The organism is Bacillus kalamii (assembly GCF_047238185.1).
Taxonomy (GTDB): domain Bacteria; phylum Bacillota; class Bacilli; order Bacillales; family DSM-1321; genus Bacillus_AD.
The window spans coordinates 431,513-452,282 of record NZ_JBDFMI010000001.1 but is presented as its reverse complement, the minus strand read 5'-3'; the positions used below and the strand labels follow the sequence as shown (position 1 = coordinate 452,282).

Here is a 20,770-nt window from a genome sequence, read left to right as displayed (position 1 = left end):
CAGCCTTTTTCTTTTTGCCACTAATAGCATTATCAATCTTCCATCGTGGAAACATCGCCTGTCGGCAAATCTAATTCCCACGCCTTTAAGACACGTCTCATTATTTTACCGCTTCGTGTTTTTGGCAGCTTATCTTTAAATTCGATTTCACGCGGAGCTGCATGTGCGGCCAAGCCCTTGCGTACAAATTGCCGGATTTCTTCAATTAAATCTTCCGATTCTTCGTATCCATCACGCAATGCGATGAATGCTTTAATGATTTCACCGCGGACTGGATCCGGCTTTCCGATCACACCAGCTTCAGCTACAGCCGGATGCTCCACCAATTTACTTTCCACTTCAAAAGGCCCTACCCGTTCACCGGATGTCATGATGACATCATCCACACGACCCTGGAACCAGAAATAGCCATCTTCATCCATATAGGCGGAGTCGCCGGACACATACCATCCGCCAGGCATGAAATAAGATTCATATTTTTGCGGATTATTCCAGATAGCGCTCATCATTGATGGCCAGCCTTTTTGGATAGCCAGATTCCCCATCCGGTTTGGAGGAAGCTCCTGCCCTTGGTCATCAACAATGGCTGCTTTAATGCCTGGAAGAGGTTTCCCCATACTGCCAGGCTTTATTTCCATGCATGGGTAGTTGCAGATTAATTGGGCTCCTGTTTCTGTCATCCACCATGTATCATGGATCCGAAGATTAAATACTTTCATGCCCCAGCGAATAACCTCCGGATTCAACGGTTCACCGACACTCAAAATGTGGCGCAGCGAACTTAAATCAAACTTCTTCACCACTTCATCGCCAGCGCCCATCAGCATCCGGAAAGAGGTTGGGGCGCTGTACCAAACCGTCACGCCATAATCTTCAATTGTCTGGTACCAAGCTTCCGGTTTGAAACGGCCGCCCACTACTACATTTGACGCCCCATTCAGCCAAGGGCCAAAAATTCCGTAAGAAGTGCCCGTTACCCAGCCCGGATCAGCGGTACACCAATATACGTCCGATTCTTTCAGGTCAAGGACCCACTTGGCGCTTTGATAATGCTGGATCATGGCGTTATGTACATGCAGCACGCCTTTAGGCTTGCCGGTGCTGCCGGACGTATAATGTAGCAACAGGCCATCTTCCCTATCTACCCATTCTATATCCAGCTCTTTGCCCGCTTTATTAAAATTAGCCTGATAATCTATGATTTTGCCGTTTTCCTGCACTCCTTCCCCAACCACAAAGACATACTCCAATGCTGGAAGATCCTGCAATGGAATTCGTGGAAGCAAATCAGGCGTCGTTACGATCACTCTTGCTTCACTGTCCTGCAGGCGGTCACGGACAGCTCCTTCCATGAATGCTTCGAACAGCGGACCGACAATCGCTCCCAGCTTAATGGCGCCAAGAACGGCAAAATAAAGTTCCGGCGATCTCGGCATAAAGATAAATACGCGATCTCCCTTTTCTACATTGGCTACACTCTTTAAAACATTTCCTGCTTTATTCGATAACTCTTTCATTTCCTTAAATGTATACTTCTCTTCACGGCCGCCGTTGCGATAGTAAAGAGCAATTTTATTTTTTCTAACTCCTAAAGCATGGCGATCGATTGCTTCGTAAGCCATATTCACTTTTCCGGTCTCATACCAAGAAAAATGTTTCTCAACGTCTTCCCATTGAAAATGTGTTTGCATTTCGTCATAATTTTCTAAATTGAAATCACTTTGTATGACTGGCAGCTTTTCTATTTTCATTCCCGCATCTCCCTTTTTTTAGAAGTTTCTCCATTATTATATAGTAATTGAATAGTATTCACAATTTTTTAAATTCTGTAACAATCATTTACTTTTACTATTTTTGTCATTTTTTATATAATATGATAGCGCTTACTTTTTATATAATACCAATATTTCAATTAAATGAAAAATAAGATAATAATAACTTATCTATCTTTTCCTTTCATTATTTTATGCGATAATGTATATAACTCTTTTACATGGAATGGATGCCGGATTGGAACGGATAAGTCAAACTATGATTGGCGGTGAAAGAATGGACCATAGGAAAACGTATAATGCCAAAGAAATAAAAACAGCACAAGGCAGCATTTTAATTGAAGGCCCCGTTCTTCCTGAAAACCTGCAAAAATATGAATTTCACGAGGGATTAGTCGCTTTTCGCCCTCCTCTCCAGCAGCAAAAGGCCATATATGGAATATCCAAGCTTCCTGAAGGGCGGATTATCATTGCCCGGGAAAATGATACGATCATCGGCTATGTCACCTATCTGTATCCGGATCCGCTTGAACGGTGGTCAGAGGGTAAAATGGACGACTTGCTTGAACTGGGGGCGATTGAAGTCATCAGCAAGTACAGAGGCTGCGGCATCGGAAAAAATATGCTGCGCGTCTCCATGATGGACGATGCCATGGAGGACTTCATTATCATTACAACAGAATATTACTGGCATTGGGATTTGAAGGGCACCGGATTAAACGTTTGGGAATACAGGAAGATCATGGAGAAGATGATGAATGCAGGCGGACTGGAATACTTCGCTACGGATGATCCAGAAATCTCATCACACCCTGCGAATTGCCTTATGGCCAGGATTGGAAAAAGAGTCCCAATGGAATCCATCCAGCAATTTGATCAATTAAGATTCATGAATCGATATATGTATTGAAACCAAAATGCGTTATGTTGTTCCAGCCTGTCTATAAACGGAAATACATCAGAATAGGGGGATGTAAAACATGTTATTAGAAGAAATCATGAGCCGTGATATCGTTTCACTGAAAGAGAGCAATACAATCCATGAAGCATTTGAAATAATGCGTAAGCAACATATCCGCCACTTGCCGATCATCGATGATGAACACCGCCTGATCGGTCTTGTTTCCAACCAGGACATTCGCGATGCCACGCCGTCCATCTTCCGCTCAGACCACTTTTTGGAAGATCTTCAACAGCCCCTCAGCACAATCCTAAAAAAAGAAGTGGTAACAGGGCATCCTCTTGATTTTGTCGAAGATGTTGCTGCCGTATTCTATGAAAATAAAATCGGCTGCATGCCAGTCCTCCTTGAAGGAAGATTAATCGGCATTGTAACAGAAACAGACCTTTTGCACACATTTGTTGAGCTGACTGGCTCTAACCAGCCCGGCTCACACATCCAATTGAAAGTCCATAATAAAGCGGGAATCCTCAGCGACGTGGCTTCTGTTTTCAAGGACAAGAAAGTAAATATCCACAGCGTTCTAGTCTATCCTGCCCCGAACGATGAAGCATCGAAAATATTAGTGATACGCGTGCAGACAATGAATCCGCTCGCTGTGATCAACTCTTTAAAAGAGCAGAATTATGAAGTGCAATGGCCTGAGCTGCCGGGGATGGGCATATGAAAAAAGCGTTATTTGTTTATTCAGAAGAACAGTTGCACTATAAATTCAATGAAGACCATCCCTTCAATCAACTTAGGCTCAAACTGACACTAGATTTATTGCAGTCATGCAAAGCTATTTCAGACGATCAAATCATACCTCCGCGGATGGCAACGGATGAAGAGCTTTGCCTTGTGCATGATCCCGAATATGTAAACGCTGTCAAACAAGCGGGTTTGGGGCTTCTTTCCGAGGAGAGGGCCTCCAATTATGGCCTGGGAACAGAAGATACACCTATCTTTCCCGGTATGCATGAAGCAAGCGCCCTTTTGGTTGGAGGGACCCTGGCGGCTGTTGATGCTGTCATGACCGGTACTGCAGAGCATGCCGTTAACCTTGGGGGTGGACTCCATCATGGCTTCCGGGGGAAAGCGTCCGGCTTTTGTGTATACAATGACAGCTCTGTCGCCATAAAATATTTGCAGCAGCACTATCACGCCAGAGTTTTATATGTGGACACTGATGCCCACCATGGCGATGGCGTCCAATGGTCCTTTTACGACGATGAACAGGTCTGTACGCTCTCCATCCATGAAACTGGACGCTACCTATTTCCGGGAACAGGGAACGTAAATGAACGAGGGCAAGGAAAGGGATACGGGTATTCCTTCAATATTCCGCTCGATGCATTTACAGAGGATGAATCCTTTCTTCATGCATACACGGCCGCTTTTACAGAAATTATTCATTTTTTTAAGCCGGATGTCATACTGACACAGAATGGAGCAGACGCCCACTACTTAGACCCTCTCACACATTTATCTGCTACGATGAACATCTATGAACAAATCCCAAGAATCGCCCATCAGCTGGCACACCAATACTGCGGTGGAAAATGGATTGCCGTCGGAGGCGGAGGCTATGATATATGGCGGGTCGTGCCTCGCGCCTGGTCCCGTATTTGGATGGAAATGACCGATAACAATACATTTTCAGGAAAACTCCCTCAAGAATGGCTAGATAAATGGCAGCCTACCGCTCCCATCTCGCTTGCCACCACATGGGAAGATCCGATACATATGTATGAACCTATTCCAAGAAAGCAGGAAATAACAGAGAAGAACCAACAAATGGTGGACAAATGCCTGTATCCTATCCGTTCTGCAATCAATAAAAGCAACGCTACGTAAGAAAATCCCTCTGTTAACGAAACCATGAAAAAGCAGCCGCATTTACAACGGCTGCTTTTTCATGGACTTATCTAAAAATAGTATCGTACAGAATAAATATATTAAGTGCAATGATGACCACAGAAATACACCATGCAATCAGGGTAGTCATTTTGTGGTTGACTAATCCCCCCATAATCTTTTTATTGCTTGTGAAAACGATCAACGGTACTAAGGCGAAAGCAATCCCGAATGATAAGGCTACCTGGCTCATGACAAGGGCATACGTCGGATCAATCCCCAGGGCGATGACAACAATCGGCGGAATCATCGTTACCAATCGTCTCACATATAGAGGGATATGCATCTTAGTGAACCCTTGCATGATAATATCGCCCGACATCGTTCCTACCGAAGAACTGGATAATCCCGCAATCAATAATCCGACACCGAATAGGATTGCTGAAGTAGGACCTATTATATGATGGAACTGTTGATAAGCGACGTCTAAGTCTTCGACTTTCAAACCATTCTTAAAGAATAAGGCGGCTGCCACAATCAGCATGCTCGCATTAATGGCTCCCGCTATCACCATCGCTATGACAATATCAATAAACTCGAACCGAAATATCCGTTTCCGCTCCGTTTCCGTAGCTCCAATTACACGGTTTTGCGTAAGGGCGGAGTGAAGATAGATAGCGTGGGGCATTACAGTTGCCCCAAGTATACCTGCTGCCAATAAAATACTGTCCACTCCCTGGAACTTAGGAACAAATAGTCCAGACAATAACGGGCTCAGTTGCGGCTGCGCATAAAACACCTGAATCCCGAAAGCTAGCACTACCACCAGAACCATCGCTGTTATAACCACTTCCAAAGGACGGAATCCTCTTTGTTGTATCAATAAAATCATAAATGACAATACAGCTGTAATAAGTGCTGCTGGCAATAACGGTATTCCAAATAACAGATTCATCCCCAGGGCAGCACCGATAAATTCAGCTAAATCTGTAGCCATGATCACCAGCTCGCCCTGAATCCATAATCCGATCGAAACGGACTTAGGAAAATGCTCCCTCGCTATTTCAGGCAAGTTTTTTCCTGTTGCTATCCCTAATTTTGCCGACAAAGACTGAATAAGGACCGCCATTAAATTAGAAGCTGCGATCACCCACAATAATAAATATCCATATTGAGAACCGGCAGCAATATTGGTTGCAAAATTACCGGGGTCGATATAAGCGACTGAAGCAATGAAGGCAGGCCCCAAAAAGGGCAATATCCGCTTCCATCCCTTTGTCTTTCCTTCCAATGTCATTCGTGCATAGTCTATTTTTTCCCTTTTATTAGCTGATTGCTTTGATTTAAGTGTATCTTCGTTCATATATGATCTCCCCTTGCTCCTTGCATAAAATCTATATAGTAAAGTATGTTTCCTACCGAAATTGTTTCCTTTGTGCAAATTATATACCCGCGTGCAACTTTAAGCAAATAAAGGGCTTATGCCTGTTCCTTATCGTACTCATATTCCCCATAAATATAAAAATCATGCCTACCTTATACACCTTTTCTAAAAAATACGAAGATTGATGCACACTATTTTGCACTCATACTTTCTTCAGGCTCCGATGGAACCAGAGGCACCAATTATAGAGGCTCAACCCCACGGAAAGCGGGCATCCCGGAGCGGCGTTCGCTTGTTGTCTATGACTTACGAACAGGACAACATAAAATTACCGCAAAAAAAAGCACCCCATTTTAGGGTGCTAACGGACTATCCTTTTAATTTGTCGAGTTTCTGACCTCAATGCGATGAGGCAAGACAACGGTTGATTCCTCAACAGTCTCTTTATTCATCAATTTAGTCAATAAACGCATGGCAACAGCGCCGATATCATATAGAGGCTGAACGACAGTTGTAATCTGCGGTCTGACCATCAATGTTAATTTCGTATTGTCGAAGCTGATCACTTCAATATCTTCCGGCACCTGAAGGCCGTTATCCTGAGCAGCATGCACGATACCGACTGCCATTTCATCAGCGCCTGCCAAGACAGCATCCGGCTTATCTTCTAATTGGCGTAAACGGTCGAAAGCATCTATGCCGGAATCATAAGTGAAATCACCTTCAACGATGTATTCTTCATTGAAAGCTATACCGTTCTCTTCCAACGCTTTTTTATATCCTGCCAGTTTCGCGATATTAATCGGTTCTTCCAGATTGCCAAGAACGAAGGCAATCTTTTTGCGGCCGCGCGCGATAAAATCATTTACACAGTCATAGGCTGCCAATTCGTAATTGATATTGACCGAAGGGATTTTTCCAGAAGTATCGATTGAACCGGCCAACACAACTGGAACTGGCGATTTGCTGAATTCATTCACATGCTGCTCCGTAATATGACCGCCCATGAAAATAAAACCATCCACTTGCTTCCCTAGCATTGTATTGAACAAGTGCAACTCTTTATCCTGGTTTTCATCCGAATTGCTCAAGATAATATTATATTTATACATGGTAGCGATATCTTCAATGCCCCTTGCCAACTCCGCAAAGAAGATGTTAGAAATATCAGGGATTATAATCCCTACTGTTGTCGTCTTTTTACTTGCCAAGCCGCGGGCCACTGCATTCGGTCTGTAACCCAATCTCTCAATCACTTCGTTCACTTTTTTTCGGGTCGCAGGCTTTACATTGGGATTGCCATTGACTACCCTCGATACAGTAGCCATCGATACATTTGCTTCTCTAGCTACGTCATATATAGTTATGTTATTCATTTATAGAACTCCTTTGACTAATGTTTTTTACCTACAAAATTTGTATTCTCTATTCATAATGCTTATATGGATAAAATGAATATACAGTTAAAACCGGTCATGTTCACGATTACACAATAATTCATGTACAAATATAAAAGAATGACTCTATTAATACTTTATAATACGATATTGAACAAGGGACTTCAATATTCCTTTATCATTTTACCGCAATTTTATACTAATATGCCAGTATCATACCTATTATACCCTCTTTTTTGTGAAAACAGTTTCAATCGCCACATAAATTTATTACAATTATGAGACTATTCTAATAAAAACTCGTATAGAAAAACAAAAGGCTCTCCAACAACATGGAGAGCCCCGCCCTATTCTCGATTAATTGGTTACCTTCAGCTGGCTTTGTATACCGGCCAGGAATTGATCAAATTCTTTGAAATCCATTTGTTGGGCTGAATCTGATAAAGCAACACTTGGATCAGGATGCACTTCTGCCATGATGCCATCCGCTCCAATTGCAAGTGCAGCTTTAGCAGCAGGCAACAGCAAGTCTTTGCGTCCTGTAGAGTGAGTAACATCCACGAATACAGGAAGATGCGTTTCTTGTTTAAGAATAGGCACTGCTGTAATATCCAATGTATTTCTGGTCGCACGTTCATACGTGCGGATTCCTCTTTCGCATAAAATGATATTTCCATTGCCCTGTGACATAATGTACTCAGCTGCATGAATGAATTCATCAATAGTAGCAGACAGTCCGCGTTTCAGCAGAACTGGTTTATCAACCGCTCCTGCAGCTTTCAGTAATTCAAAGTTCTGCATATTGCGCGCGCCAATTTGGATGACATCGATATAATCGATCGCTGTTTCAATATCAGATGGATTGACGATTTCGGAAATGACAGCAAGTCCATATTGATCGCTTATTTTTTTTAGGATTTGCAATCCTTCCAACCCCAAACCCTGGAAGTCATATGGAGAGGTTCTAGGTTTATATGCCCCGCCGCGGATAAACTTTAATCCTTTTGATTGAATGACCTCAGCCGCAGCTGCAGTCTGTTCATAGGATTCCACAGCGCATGGACCGAATACCATTGTTGGTGTTCCGCTTCCCACCAGCTGGCCTTTAATATTGATAATGGTATCTTCAGGCTTCTTCTTCCGCGAAACAAGCAATGCTTTCTTTTCGTCGTCTTTTTGAAGATCGAGGCTCATTTTGAATATTTCTTTAAATATATGTTTAATTGTACTTTGTGAAAGCGGGCCCTGATTATGCTGGCCGATTAAGTCAAGCATTTCCCTTTCACGCAATGGATCGTATTTATTTACCCCTTGTTTCTCTTTTACACGGCCAATTTCCTGAACGATTTCAGCTCTCTCATTGATCAATTGTAAAAGAGATAAATTGATGCTGTCTAATTTTTCCCGAAGTTCTGTTAATTCGTTTTTGCTCATTATCCAACCCATTCCTTTCGTACTTGGTTTTTACCATTATCCCATTAAAACCTTGCCTAATTACCAGACAATTCAAACGGCAACTTTAATGACACAATAATTTATGGTACATTCTTATATAATTAGAGATTATTATAAAGCAAGCAATTGAAAAAGTCACGAAAATCTTTTTATCACTTAAACGCTTTTAAGTATTAAAGTGATTTATTTTCTATCCAGTCATTTAGACTATAATTCATACCTTCGTAATACGATAAAGTATAGTAGGTAGAAATGTACCATATATAAAAGGATATTGAAAGAAGAAGGTGTAACCCGTGCAAGAAAAACTATTTGCATTAGATATTGGGACCCGTTCCGTTGTGGGAATCATCATTGAAAAAGAGGATGAACAGTATTGCGTAACCGATATCCTATCCATAGAACATACAGAAAGAGCCATGCTCGACGGACAAATCCATGATGTCTTAGCGGTATCAAAAGTGATCTCGCAAATAAAAGAGAAGATGGAAAAAAAACACGGGACATTGGCAACCGTAAGTGTCGCAGCAGCCGGAAGAGCCTTGAAGACCGAAAGAGCTTCTGTTTCTGTGCATATCGAAGGAAAGCCTATGATGAATCAGGAGGACATACTGCACTTGGAATTAAGCGCTGTACAGCTGGCACAATCCACTGTTGCAGAATCATTCCAGGCAACACAAAGCTTCGATTATTATTGTGTCGGATATTCTGTATTATATTACCGGCTTGACGGTATTGAAATAGGCAGTTTAATCGACCAAAACGGCACTGAGGCTTCCGTAGAGATCATCGCCACATTTCTTCCTAAAGTAGTCGTCGATTCACTAATATCCGCTTTAAAACGATCAGGATTACAGATGCAGGCTCTGACGCTCGAGCCTATTGCAGCTATAAATGTTCTTATCCCCCCCTCCATGCGCCGCCTGAATGTCGCCTTAGTCGATATCGGTGCCGGAACATCAGATATTGCCCTGACCGATTTGGGGACAGTCATTGCATATGGAATGGTGCCCACGGCCGGAGACGAAGTGACTGAAGCCATAAGCGACCACTTGCTTCTTGACTTCCCGCTTGCTGAACAAGCTAAAAGGCAAATGAGCATCCAGGATAAAATCAAAGTGAAGGATATTTTAGGATTTGAAGAAGAAGTGGAAACCTCTGCAATCATCAAACAAATTATGCCGGCACTGGACAATCTCGCCGTTCAGATCAGCGAAGAAATTCTGAACTTGAATAGCCAAAAAGAACCGAAAGCCATCATGTTGGTCGGTGGCGGCAGCCTTACCCCGGAACTGCCTAAATTGCTCGCGAACAAATTGAACTTGCCGGCAAACAGAGTGGCCGTCAGGGATGTATCGGCCATCCAGAGTGTCACCATTGCAGACGAAATTCCAAAAGGACCGGAACTAGTGACACCAATCGGGATTGCATTAGCTGCGCAAAAGAATCCTGTACAGTATGTTTCTGTCACAGTAAATGACGTACCTGTCCGCCTTTTTGATATGAAACAACTGACGGTAGGAGACTGCCTTCTAGCTTCCGGTATCAAAGTAAATAAATTATACGGAAAGCCTGGCCTTGCTCTTATGGTTGAAGTAAATGGACAATCTATTACTGTTCCCGGCCAGCATGGAAAGCCGCCTATTCTGCTTCTGAACGGTGAACCAGCTTCACTTAAGGATGAAGTTCATGCTGATGATACGATCTATGTAGAGCGGGGAGAGGATGGAGGCCAGCATAAAGTCCAAATTAAAGACTTGATTGATGATATTCCGAGAAAAACAGTCATTATCAATCAGACGAAGTATGTCATTGAAGCTGTAATTAAAAAGAACAATCAAATAACCAGCCCCGCCGAATATGTTGAAGACCATGATGAAATTATTTGCAGGCTGCCCGAGACGGTTGAGAATCTAATAACAGCTCTTGGTTTGACTTCCCTGCTCCATCACATCCAACCGTTTACTATTTATTTAAATGACAAAGCCTATTCTTTAGATTCGTTTTCAGGATTATTAAAGAAAAATGGATTAGATGCGAAACGATCGGCCTCCATTGAAGACGGTGATGTGATTCAACTGACAAAAGCGCTGCAGCCAACCGTAAGAGAGTTGGCCGATTCATTGAACCTAGAACTGCATTACGCGTTACCGGTAACATTCAACGGTAAGCCATTGGTACTTAAAAAGCGGCGGCTGGAACTTTCAAAAGATAACCAAGTACTTCAAGATAAAGACTATATCACCAACGGCGATCGCCTCAGATTGATTCATAAAACTGAACAGCCTTTCATATTCCAAGACCTATTCAGGCATATTGATATTGACCTGCCCAAACATTCAGCCCGTCCGTTTATTTTAATGAAGAACAATCAAGAAACGACTTTCCATGAGACATTGAACCCTGGCGATCGATTGGCCATCATGTGGCCTGCCGCATCTGATGCCGCTAAATAGAACAAAAAAGCTCTGCAAATTCTAAACTGTACCCTTTGTAAAGGACATTTTGAAAAAAGCTAGGCAACTTCTAGAAGCTGCTGTCTGTATTTTGCAGGCGGCAGCTTTTTCAAGTTCCATTGCCCCCGATAATGATTGTAATAAATCATATAACTCTTAATTTCTTGCTTTACTTCTTCTAGTGTTTGACATTCTTTTATACTCGTTTCATCTTTAAAATGTCCAAAGAATGATTCTTGGGGGGCATTATCCCAACAGTTCCCGCGACGTGACATAGATTGTCCTAATTTCATTTTCTTCACAAGTTTTTGATAGTGTGGATTGGTGTAGTGGAACCCTTGATCTGAATGAATAAAGGCATCTTCTGTTAAATGGCGGTGTTTCTTCAATTTACGAAGCGTATCGAGGGCAATGTCCAAACTTAACGAAGACGACGTTTCATACGCCAAAATTTCATTCGTTTCTGCGTCCTTAATCGTGGATAAATAAGCACGTTTACCGCCTCCGTACGTTAAATACGTAATATCCGTCAATAATACTTTTCCTGCCACACCTTGTTTAAAGTTGCGTTGTAGTTCATTTGGACACGTGCGATGCTCTTTTGTCGCTTTTGCCATACGTCGCGCTGGATTTGCTTTTCGAATCGGACAGATGATGTCAAATTTCTTCATAATGCGGCGAATACGTTTTAAGTTATACGTAATCCCATATTGATTTTGTAATGTCATTTTTATTTGGCGTGTTCCTTTTTTACGTCCTCTGAATTGATACGCCTTTAAAATGATTTCTTTCACTGCTTCATCTGCTAATTCACGTTCCATCCTTTTTTGAACCGAATGATTACTAAAATAATTGTAGTAGCCTGAACGTGATACACTCATTAGTTCACATAAATAATTAACGAGTCGTTTTAATTTATACTTTTGGATCGTTTTGTAAATCAGTTCAAACCTTAATTTTGTTGGGATTATGATTTCTTCTTCAACATCTGCCTTTCGAGTAGATCGAGCTTTTTTAAGAGTTCATTCTCTGCTTGTAATAATTTATTTTTCGCCTCTAATCGTGCAATTTTCTCTTCCAATGTCAATTCACGCTCAGATGGTGTGCCTGAATTCATTTTCCGTGTATCTTGTAAACCTTCTATCCCCGCTCGGCGATAAGCAGCTCGCCAACGTTTTCCTGAAGATTGGATTCGTTTTATACCGATTAATTCAACATCTAAGCCGGCCTCTTCAAAAATTTCTCTTGGTAATCTACCTTTTTCATTTTCCGCAATAAAGTGACGTTTAAATTCATCACTATACGTAATTGCTTTCTCACTAACTGCTTGCACATACGGATTGCATTTTAATTGTTCTTGTTCTTTTTTAGTAAAATATCTCTTTGCCATTTCATCCCGCTCCGATATCTTTTTTCTCATTATAAACAAAAGTACCCTATAAGATAGACTTTTTTAAAGTGTCTATCTTATAGGGTACAGTTTATTCATGCAGAGCTTTTTTTACATCCTTAAGATTCTATCGCCTTGGACAAGGAGTCGGCTGTAATGCGCCAATGCGATTCATGCCAAACAACATCCCCGTTTTTAAACAAAATAGCTTGTGGCGATTGATGCTTCACATGGTAGGATTCAGCAATTTGTGTTGATAAATCGCGATCCTCCTGAACGACTATATAGACAGATTCTACGTCTGGATGATTGTCTGTAAAAGCCTCAAATTGAGAGTATGCTGCTGCACTTACCGGACAAGTGGAACTGTGTTTGAATAAAAGGACCGCATCCTTTTGAAGCTCCTGATCCAATTCTTCTTTTGTGTGGATTTGCTTTTTCGCCATAAAATATCTCCCCTTTCTATCTTTATCAAATTATTGAACAACCCTATCTACTATATAGTTCCCTAATACACTGGAAATAAATAAGTGATGAAGCCGTTTTAGCACTTCATCACTTATAGTCCAATCAAACAGACTGGATTATTTTGTAAGTTGGTTTTCTTTTTCATCGAAGGCTTTTTGCGTTTCTTCCAACTTCATTTTTACTTCGTCTGAGTCAGTCGCTTTTGCATCGCTAGAATTGCCAGCTACTTTATCATTGACTGTTTTTTTATCTGAAGATGTTGGGCTCTCGCTGTCCTTGTTAGCCTTATTTTTCATATTCCCGACAATGACAGCAGATTTTTTCGATACTTTTTCATTCAAGGCAGAAGATTTGGTCTTTGCTGCTTCGGCCAATTCTGTTCCTTTTTCTTTTAGCTGAATAGACTTTTCAGATGCTTTTTTCTTCAATTGCTCCGCTTTTTGTGAAGCAGATTGTTTAAGCTGGCCTGACTTATCAGTCGCCGTCTTTCTAAGCTGCTCTGTTTTGTCTGATAGAGATTTAGCACTTTCATTCAGGTCATTCCGAAGCTCTTTTCCAGATTTAGGAGCTAGGAATAAAGCTGTAGCCGCACCGACTATTCCACCAATGATTGCTCCTGTGATAAATCCATTAGAGCCTGATGATTGTTTCTCATTCTCAAATTTAGTCATATCTCTAGAAAAGTCTTTTTGATGATCATTTGAACTCATAATATGGTATCCTCCCTATCTGAACTGGTTTATATTTTAGCCTCTAGAGCGTAAAAATCTCTTTTTGGCCAGTGAATCTGTTTGTTTGGCTTCCATTTCATTCACGGCAGCCTGCCCCGCAGTGGTTCGCGTGCCCTTAGCCGCTTTTCTTGTTTTCCAGGAATCTCTTAATTGGAAGAATGCGTTCCCCCATTGCACTACCTGTGCGATTTTATCCTGGTTCTGTTCCAATTCTGTACCCACTTTTGTTGACACATTTTGGATAGAGGTGTTAAAGCTTTGAAGCGATGTGCCGACACCCTTCACTGCGTCCACCACTGTATTTAGATTCTCAGATTTTTTCTGAATGTCCTCGGCCAATGCATTTGTTTTATGCAATAGTAAGGTAGATTCAGTTGTAATTCCCTGCAGTTGCTTTTCTAAGTCTGTAAGCGTATTGGATACACTGTCCAATGTGACTTTTACAGATGTTAATGTTCTGGCTAAATAAATAACCAATATTAAGAATGCAATTGCGGCAACAGCTGCACTCAAATATAAAATTAATTCCATTTTGGCACCTCCATCAATAGTACATATTGAATAATACCCATCACACTATATTATAAACTATTCTACTTGGAAAACAGTGAAAATTTATAAAAATGAAGCTGTTAATTTCCATTCTCCAAGGCAATTGACTAAAAAGCCTGAACAATTTAGGGTACAATAGAAGGTGAGAGCATTTGATACGAAGGAGGAAATATACATATGAAAGACCCAAGAATCGATCAGCTGGCACACAACCTGATCAATTATTCTGTTAAATTGCAAAAAGGGGAAAAAGTCCTCATCGAAAATTTCGGGTTGCAGCGCGAGCTTGTGAAAGCGCTTGTCCGGGAAGCTTATAAAGCAGGCGGTTACCCTTTTGTTTCATTAAAGGACCAACAAGTGGACCGCTCCCTGTTAATGGGTGCCCAAGAAGAACAATATGAGATGATGGCAACATTTGAAGCAGCTGTCATGAAAGAAATGGATGCCTATATCGGTTTGCGTTCCGGCGATAATATCAGTGAACAAGCAGACGTTCCTTCCGATAAAATGCGCATCCACGGAAATACAATTGGCAAGAAGGTCCACACAGATATACGTGTCCCTAAAACAAAATGGGTAGTACTGAGATATCCTAACAACGCCATGGCCCAATTGGCCAAAATGAGTACAGAGGCATTCGAAGATTTCTACTTCAATGTATGTAATTTGGATTATAGCAAGATGAGTACAGCCATGGACCACCTTGTCGACCTCATGAACAAAACAGATAAAGTCCGTCTCGTAGGACCTGGAACCGATCTTCATTTCTCTATTAAAGATATCCCAGCCATTAAATGTGCCGGGGAAATGAACATTCCAGATGGAGAGGTTTATACGGCTCCAGTAAAAAATTCCGTAAACGGTGTGATTTCCTATAATACACCTTCTCCATACCAAGGGTTTACATTTGAAAATGTGAAATTGACATTTAAAGATGGGAAGATTATCGAAGCGGAAGCGAACGATACAGAACGGATCAACAAAGTGTTTGATACGGATGAAGGTGCACGCTATGTAGGTGAATTTGCGATCGGCGTCAATCCTTATATTCTTCATCCTATGCAAGATATCCTGTTCGATGAAAAAATTGACGGCAGTTTCCATTTCACGCCCGGCCAATGCTACGATGATGCATATAACGGCAATTCCTCCAATATCCACTGGGATATGGTCAATATTCAACGCCCTGAATATGGCGGCGGGGAAATTTACTTTGACGGCGTGTTGATCCGAAAAGATGGAATTTTTGTTGTTCCTGAACTGGAATGCTTGAATCCTGACCAACTAAAATAATGAAAAGAATAAAGAAGACCCCGGCTTTTCGGCCGGGGTCTTCTTTAGAAATGAACCTCCATGTAAACACCGGTTCATCCTTATTATTTGTTTTCTTGCTCCAATAATTGTTCATACGCATATTGGAATTTCTGGATATCTCCAGCTCCCATGAATAAAACGACACTATTATCGTACAATTTCAATGCCGATGTATCCTTTTCATTCAAAATTTCACCATCCGGCACAATCGCCAATAAATCATTGATCGTTAATTTACCTTGATTTTCACGTGCAGAGCCAAAGATATCGCAAAGGAATACCTTATCAGCCATATTTAAGCTCTCAGCAAATTCACTAAGGAATTTTTGCGTTCTCGTGAACGTATGAGGCTGGAACACAGCTACAATTTTTTTATCCGGATATTTCTTTCTGGCAGCATCGACTGTCGCCTTAATTTCAGTTGGGTGGTGGGCATAATCATCAACCAATACTTGCGATCCGATTACTTTTTCAGAAAATCTCCGTTTTACACCATCGAAGCTCATCAATTGTTTTTTCACAATTTCTGCATCAACATTTTCATATTTACATAAGGCAATAACTGCTAAAGCGTTCAATACACTATGGTCACCGAAAGTAGGAATCATGAATGTATCAAAGAATGTATTTCTTACATACACATCGAATGTAGTGCCTTCGGGTGTAATTTGGATATTTCTTGCCTGAAAATCGTTCTCTTCATTGAATCCATAAAAAATAACCGGAACTTTTGCCTGTATTTTTTGAAGTTGGTCATCATCCCCGCATGCAATGATTCCTTTATTGACTTGCAGTGCCATCTGTTGAAAAGCACTAAATACATCTTCCAGGCTCGCGAAGTAATCTGGATGGTCAAAATCAATATTCGTCATAATGGCATAATCAGGATGATAAGATAAGAAATGGCGGCGATATTCGCATGCCTCAAATACAAACACTTCAGCATCCCTTTCACCTTTGCCTGTTCCGTCCCCAATCAAAAACGATGTAGGCTTAGCACCTGTAATTACATGTGCCATCAACCCAGTAGTCGATGTTTTACCATGTGCACCTGTAACGGCAACACTCGTAAAGTTTTGAATAAAATCTCCAAGGAATTTGTGATAACGAATAACTGGCACACCCAATTCATTCGCCCGTTCGATTTCTTCATGTGTATCGGGAAATGCATTGCCTGCAATCACAATCATATCCGATGTTACATTTTCCTTATCGAATGGAAGCATCTTAATTCCGGCTTTTTCTAAAGCGGCTTGTGTAAAAAAGTATTTTTCATAATCCGAGCCTTGCACTTGATACCCTTTATCGTGCAGAACAAGGGCCAATGCACTCATCCCAGATCCTTTTATTCCAACAAAATGATAAACAGCAGTCATACGAGAACCTCCAACAATCGTCCATCTGCAGTACAGCATATGACGTTTTGCATTTTCTAGTTAACACAACATAGAATTATGCTCTAAAAAACGGGAGTATAGCATACTACACTCCTAAAAAAATATTATATCATAAAACATATCACATGCCAAAAAGTCATTAGACCTACAGTATTGCTCCTATTAATAGAAGATAGTATTGTAAAATCCATCCAACAAAAAAGCAATCCCAGCAAAGGTTTTTCCATTTTGGCGTTTATTGGGCACTGTTTTGCCTATGCATCCCATAATCCGGTTGCCCTGTTAAGCTTCTTTTCACTTTCACAAGGCTGCTTATGCATTCATGTATACCGTGAACCATCAAAAGACACAAGTGGAATAGCTGATTAGCGTTAGAACTCTTGAAAACCCTGCTGCTTTCACTACATTATATACATAAGCCACCACAGATGTTCAGCGCAACAAAATTCCTTCTCATGCCCATCTGGATATCCATAAAAGCCATTACAGACATCTCTTACTATGTCTAGAATATCATGTTATTCCTGCATACACGACTTTTAAACACCGCATTCCAAAAAAGAGCAGAAAACGGGGATATACTACCCATTTTCTGCTGAAAACAACCTTTATATTAATCAATTGTTATGCCTGTTCAGAGTCAACTTCCATCCACTCTTGCATATCATCAACCGACATGAGTACATCTCTCGGACGGCTTCCTCTCGCTTCCGAAATAATGCCGCTGTTTTCCATCATATCCATCAATCTGGCCGCCCGATTATACCCTATATGGAACCTTCTCTGTAAAGAAGAGGTACTGGCTCCACCTTGGTAAACGACAAATTCGCATGCTTCGAGGAATAATTCATCCCGTTCCTCTGAAACTTGGGCTTTCGCCAATAAATCTTCCTGCTGGAACAGATATTGTGGTTTTTGCTCTTTTTTGACAAAATCAACCACTTCTTCAATTTCCTCATCACTTACAAATGTGCCTTGAAGACGAACATTTTTAGATGAACCATTTTCTACGAATAGCATATCTCCGCGCCCTAGCAATTTTTCTGCACCAGCGCTATCGATAATAGTGCGGGAATCGACTTGTGAAGAAACAGAAAAGGCAATCCTTGTTGGTATATTTGCTTTAATAAGGCCTGTAATAACATCAACAGATGGACGTTGTGTGGCCACTATCAGATGAATACCGCATGCACGCGCCTTTTGGGCTATTCGGCAAATGGCTTCTTCCACCTCCGCCGGGGACATCATCATCAAATCCGCCAGCTCGTCAATAATGATGACGATAAAAGGCAGGCGGTCATTATGCTGATTATGCTCTTCTGCTTTTTTATTGAACCTTTGAATGTCGCGGACACCAGTATGCGCAAACAATTCATATCTTCTTTCCATCTCCTCCACAGCCCATTTCAGCGCTGCTGTTGCTGCCTTCACATCCGTAATGACAGGCGAAACAAGATGAGGCAATTCATTATACGGTGCCAGTTCAACCATTTTAGGATCTATCAACAATACTTTCAGATCCTGGGGAGTGGCTTTATACAGTAAGCTAACAAGCATGGTATTGATGCAGACGCTCTTTCCTGACCCGGTTGCCCCCGCAATTAATCCATGGGGCATTTTTCTGAGGTCGGTAACAATAGGAGCTCCTGTTATATCAAGGCCTAGAGCGACAGTCAACGGCGATTCACTGTCACGGAAGGCATCGCTCTCTATAATTTCACGCAAGAAAACCGGCCGGCTTGTCCGATTTGGAATTTCTATACCAATTGTGTGCTTGCCAGGGATCGGAGCTTCCATCCGTATATCTTGGGCAGCCAGGCAAAGTTTAATATCATCGGTCAGATTGGTCACCTTATTTACTTTTACTCCAGGTTCAGGTTGAACTTCAAATTGGGTAACGGCCGGGCCTTGGGTAATGTTAACGACACTTGCCCTAACGTTAAAGTTATGGAGCGTTTCATTCAGCATATATCCCTGCTGATCCAGCCAATCATCATCCTTTGAGCTCTCTACAGGAGGTTGAAGCAAATTGAGGGCCGGGAATTGATAATAAGGGAGGTCTTCCTCCTGGAATTCCTCCTCAACCGCCTCGATTTGTACTGGCTTATCATCACTCAAAGCAATATTACCGGCAGGTTGAATCGGCAGATCAGGATTTACCGTTTTTTTTTCACCCTTTGGAAACTGATTTCCCCATTTTTCTCGGTCTTGACGCAGCATCACAACATTAAATGGAATATGTTTTTTGGCGGGCCGTTCTATAGGCTCTTCATTCTCTGTATCGGCCGAAACACCTTCCTGTTCGTCCAATCCGGTTTCCAATTGCGCAACTGTTTCAGCAGGCTGCTCTCCGCCTGCAGCAGTCTCTTCGAATGCACTCATATAATTAGTAATGACCGGTTCATCAACCATTTCCGATTTTATTGATTCCTCTGGCGCTTCTGTTTCAACTTCAACTGATAAAGGGCGAGTCTCATGGACTTCCATATTAGCTGGTATTGTCTGCTTTTCTGCTGAATCAGAATCGGCATTTACCGGAGAATCCAGCTTTTGCTCTTCTATGAGAGTATCTGCAAAAGCATTCACTTCATTAACGGTTGACTGTTGGCCCACGATTAATTCTTCATTTTCGTTGACATCCGCCTTTGGAACAGCATCCTCTTCAATGGAAAACATCTCATTGTCGGCTTTAAGCTCGGCAACAGCTTCTTTCTTTCCCAAGAATGGCAAATCGACTTCCTCTATACATTCAGCTTTAAAGGAGGCTGTTACGGGGACGGCGGCATCTACCTGTTCCTCCACTGCACTTGCCTCAGGATGGACAGGAGCAACGGCTTTCTGTTCCAGTTCGCCTTTAAGCAATGTGTGTTTGGCAAAAGGGACAGAGTTCAATTCAAATTCGAATTCAGCCTCTGCTTCGGCTTCTTCCTGTTTAACAGGTCTTTTATGAAAGCCGTGGATCGGTGAAGGAATGTCCGTCGGCCTAAAAGGGCGTTTTCCCGATTTTTTCATAGATTCCCGCTGATACATTTCATCAAGTGTCTCACGGGGAGTGGACAGCTGCTGTTTTTTCTGCGGTACTATCGACGGTTTTTGGACATCCGCTTGAGAAGGATGCATTTCCCTTCTCGGCTGCCGCGGTTTTCTGTATTCCTGCTTGGAATCATCAGGTATAAGCGGGAAGCGGAACTGCCCCTTCGGATATTGATAATTGATTTTAGCCTCGATTTCCTGATTCCTATAGCCCTTGGAACGGTTATAATCAGCTTTTTTTCCTTGATTCGATCCACTTTCCAAAGGCTTCGAATAATAATCTCTCACTGGCTCATGATTAGGTACTTCTTTTTTATGATTTGTTTTTCTAAAATAAGTACTGTCTTTTTCAGATGTTATTTTGACGCCTCTATTTTTAAGCTCTTCGAAATCCAATTGTTCATTGTCTTCGAGCACTATTTCTTCTATTTCAATCACTTCGTCGGCTTTAAACCATTTCACGACATTTTTAAGCCATTTCAATACAATCACTCTTTCTTCTATAAACAGTAGTATGTTTTTATTTTAACAGTAATTTCATAAATTTCGAGTAAAATAAATAGATTTAAACAAGAAGATTTGCTAATGGAGAAACCGTCCCGATATGTAGTTCCAGCTTTACTC

Annotated in this window: 15 protein-coding genes; 5 read left to right on the top strand and 10 right to left on the bottom strand. The window is 41.6% G+C overall.

What is annotated here, in order from left to right; genetic code table 11:
• Positions 1-32 precede the first annotated feature (32 nt).
• On the bottom strand, positions 33-1,751 hold the full coding sequence (gene acsA, locus ABC357_RS02360; RefSeq protein WP_412885953.1) for an acetate--CoA ligase: 1,719 nt from the start codon (positions 1,749-1,751) through the stop codon (positions 33-35).
• 298 nt (positions 1,752-2,049) lie between these two features.
• On the opposite strand from acsA, the gene ABC357_RS02355 reads away from it, so the two are divergent.
• From ABC357_RS02355 to ABC357_RS02345, 3 genes are all read left to right on the top strand, one after another.
• Positions 2,050-2,682, top strand: a complete 633-nt coding sequence (locus tag ABC357_RS02355) for a GNAT family N-acetyltransferase (protein WP_412888555.1) — start codon at positions 2,050-2,052, stop codon at positions 2,680-2,682.
• Positions 2,683-2,752: 70 nt separating this feature from the next.
• Positions 2,753-3,400 carry an acetoin utilization AcuB family protein gene (locus tag ABC357_RS02350; RefSeq protein WP_412885952.1) on the top strand — a complete coding sequence of 216 codons (648 nt, stop codon included), beginning with the start codon at positions 2,753-2,755 and terminating at the stop codon, positions 3,398-3,400.
• Entirely contained in the window at positions 3,397-4,569 is a 1,173-nt protein-coding gene (locus ABC357_RS02345) for an acetoin utilization protein AcuC (protein WP_412885951.1), read from the top strand. The genes ABC357_RS02350 and ABC357_RS02345 overlap by 4 nt, the downstream gene beginning before the upstream one ends.
• Before the next feature lie 67 nt (positions 4,570-4,636).
• Here ABC357_RS02345 and ABC357_RS02340 read toward each other — a convergent pair whose 3' ends face one another.
• From ABC357_RS02340 to ABC357_RS02330, 3 genes are all read right to left on the bottom strand, one after another.
• On the bottom strand, positions 4,637-5,932 hold the full coding sequence (locus tag ABC357_RS02340; RefSeq protein WP_412885950.1) for an Nramp family divalent metal transporter: 1,296 nt from the start codon (positions 5,930-5,932) through the stop codon (positions 4,637-4,639).
• A 398-nt stretch (positions 5,933-6,330) separates the two neighbouring features.
• The gene (ccpA, locus tag ABC357_RS02335) at positions 6,331-7,329 is read right to left on the bottom strand and encodes a catabolite control protein A (RefSeq protein ID WP_412885949.1); all 999 of its coding nucleotides are present in this window, start codon (positions 7,327-7,329) and stop codon (positions 6,331-6,333) included.
• A 378-nt stretch (positions 7,330-7,707) separates the two neighbouring features.
• A complete protein-coding gene (locus ABC357_RS02330; RefSeq protein ID WP_412885948.1) occupies positions 7,708-8,784 on the bottom strand; it encodes a bifunctional 3-deoxy-7-phosphoheptulonate synthase/chorismate mutase in 1,077 nt (358 codons plus the stop codon).
• Positions 8,785-9,101: 317 nt separating this feature from the next.
• Here ABC357_RS02330 and ABC357_RS02325 point away from each other — a divergent pair, with 317 nt between their 5' ends.
• Positions 9,102-11,261: a cell division FtsA domain-containing protein gene (locus tag ABC357_RS02325; protein WP_412885947.1), complete on the top strand. Its 2,160-nt coding sequence runs from the start codon at positions 9,102-9,104 to the stop codon at positions 11,259-11,261.
• Between the two features lie 59 nt (positions 11,262-11,320).
• On the opposite strand, the gene ABC357_RS02320 is transcribed toward ABC357_RS02325, so the two are convergent.
• From ABC357_RS02320 to ABC357_RS02305, 4 genes are all read right to left on the bottom strand, one after another.
• A protein-coding gene (locus ABC357_RS02320; RefSeq protein WP_412885946.1) for an IS3 family transposase occupies positions 11,321-12,651 on the bottom strand; the annotation gives its coding sequence in 2 pieces (ribosomal slippage) (positions 11,321-12,270 and positions 12,270-12,651; 1,332 coding nt in all).
• Between the two features lie 119 nt (positions 12,652-12,770).
• Positions 12,771-13,097 (bottom strand): bacillithiol system redox-active protein YtxJ, encoded by a 327-nt coding sequence (gene ytxJ / locus ABC357_RS02315; RefSeq protein WP_412885945.1) that lies wholly within the window; start codon positions 13,095-13,097, stop codon positions 12,771-12,773.
• A gap of 138 nt (positions 13,098-13,235) precedes the next feature.
• The gene (locus ABC357_RS02310; RefSeq protein WP_412885944.1) at positions 13,236-13,829 is read right to left on the bottom strand and encodes a YtxH domain-containing protein; all 594 of its coding nucleotides are present in this window, start codon (positions 13,827-13,829) and stop codon (positions 13,236-13,238) included.
• Between the two features lie 36 nt (positions 13,830-13,865).
• Complete coding sequence (locus ABC357_RS02305) at positions 13,866-14,381, bottom strand: DUF948 domain-containing protein (RefSeq protein ID WP_412885943.1); 516 nt, start codon at positions 14,379-14,381, stop codon at positions 13,866-13,868.
• A gap of 198 nt (positions 14,382-14,579) precedes the next feature.
• Here ABC357_RS02305 and ABC357_RS02300 point away from each other — a divergent pair, with 198 nt between their 5' ends.
• Positions 14,580-15,695, top strand: coding sequence for an aminopeptidase (locus tag ABC357_RS02300; RefSeq protein WP_412885942.1), 1,116 nt, complete (start codon positions 14,580-14,582; stop codon positions 15,693-15,695).
• Between the two features lie 83 nt (positions 15,696-15,778).
• Here the strand turns inward: ABC357_RS02300 and murC are convergent, their stop codons facing one another.
• A complete protein-coding gene (gene murC / locus ABC357_RS02295) occupies positions 15,779-17,092 on the bottom strand; it encodes a UDP-N-acetylmuramate--L-alanine ligase (protein ID WP_412885941.1) in 1,314 nt (437 codons plus the stop codon).
• A 645-nt stretch (positions 17,093-17,737) separates the two neighbouring features.
• Positions 17,738-20,629, bottom strand: a complete 2,892-nt coding sequence (locus tag ABC357_RS02290; protein ID WP_412885940.1) for a DNA translocase FtsK — start codon at positions 20,627-20,629, stop codon at positions 17,738-17,740.
• Positions 20,630-20,770 lie beyond the last annotated feature (141 nt).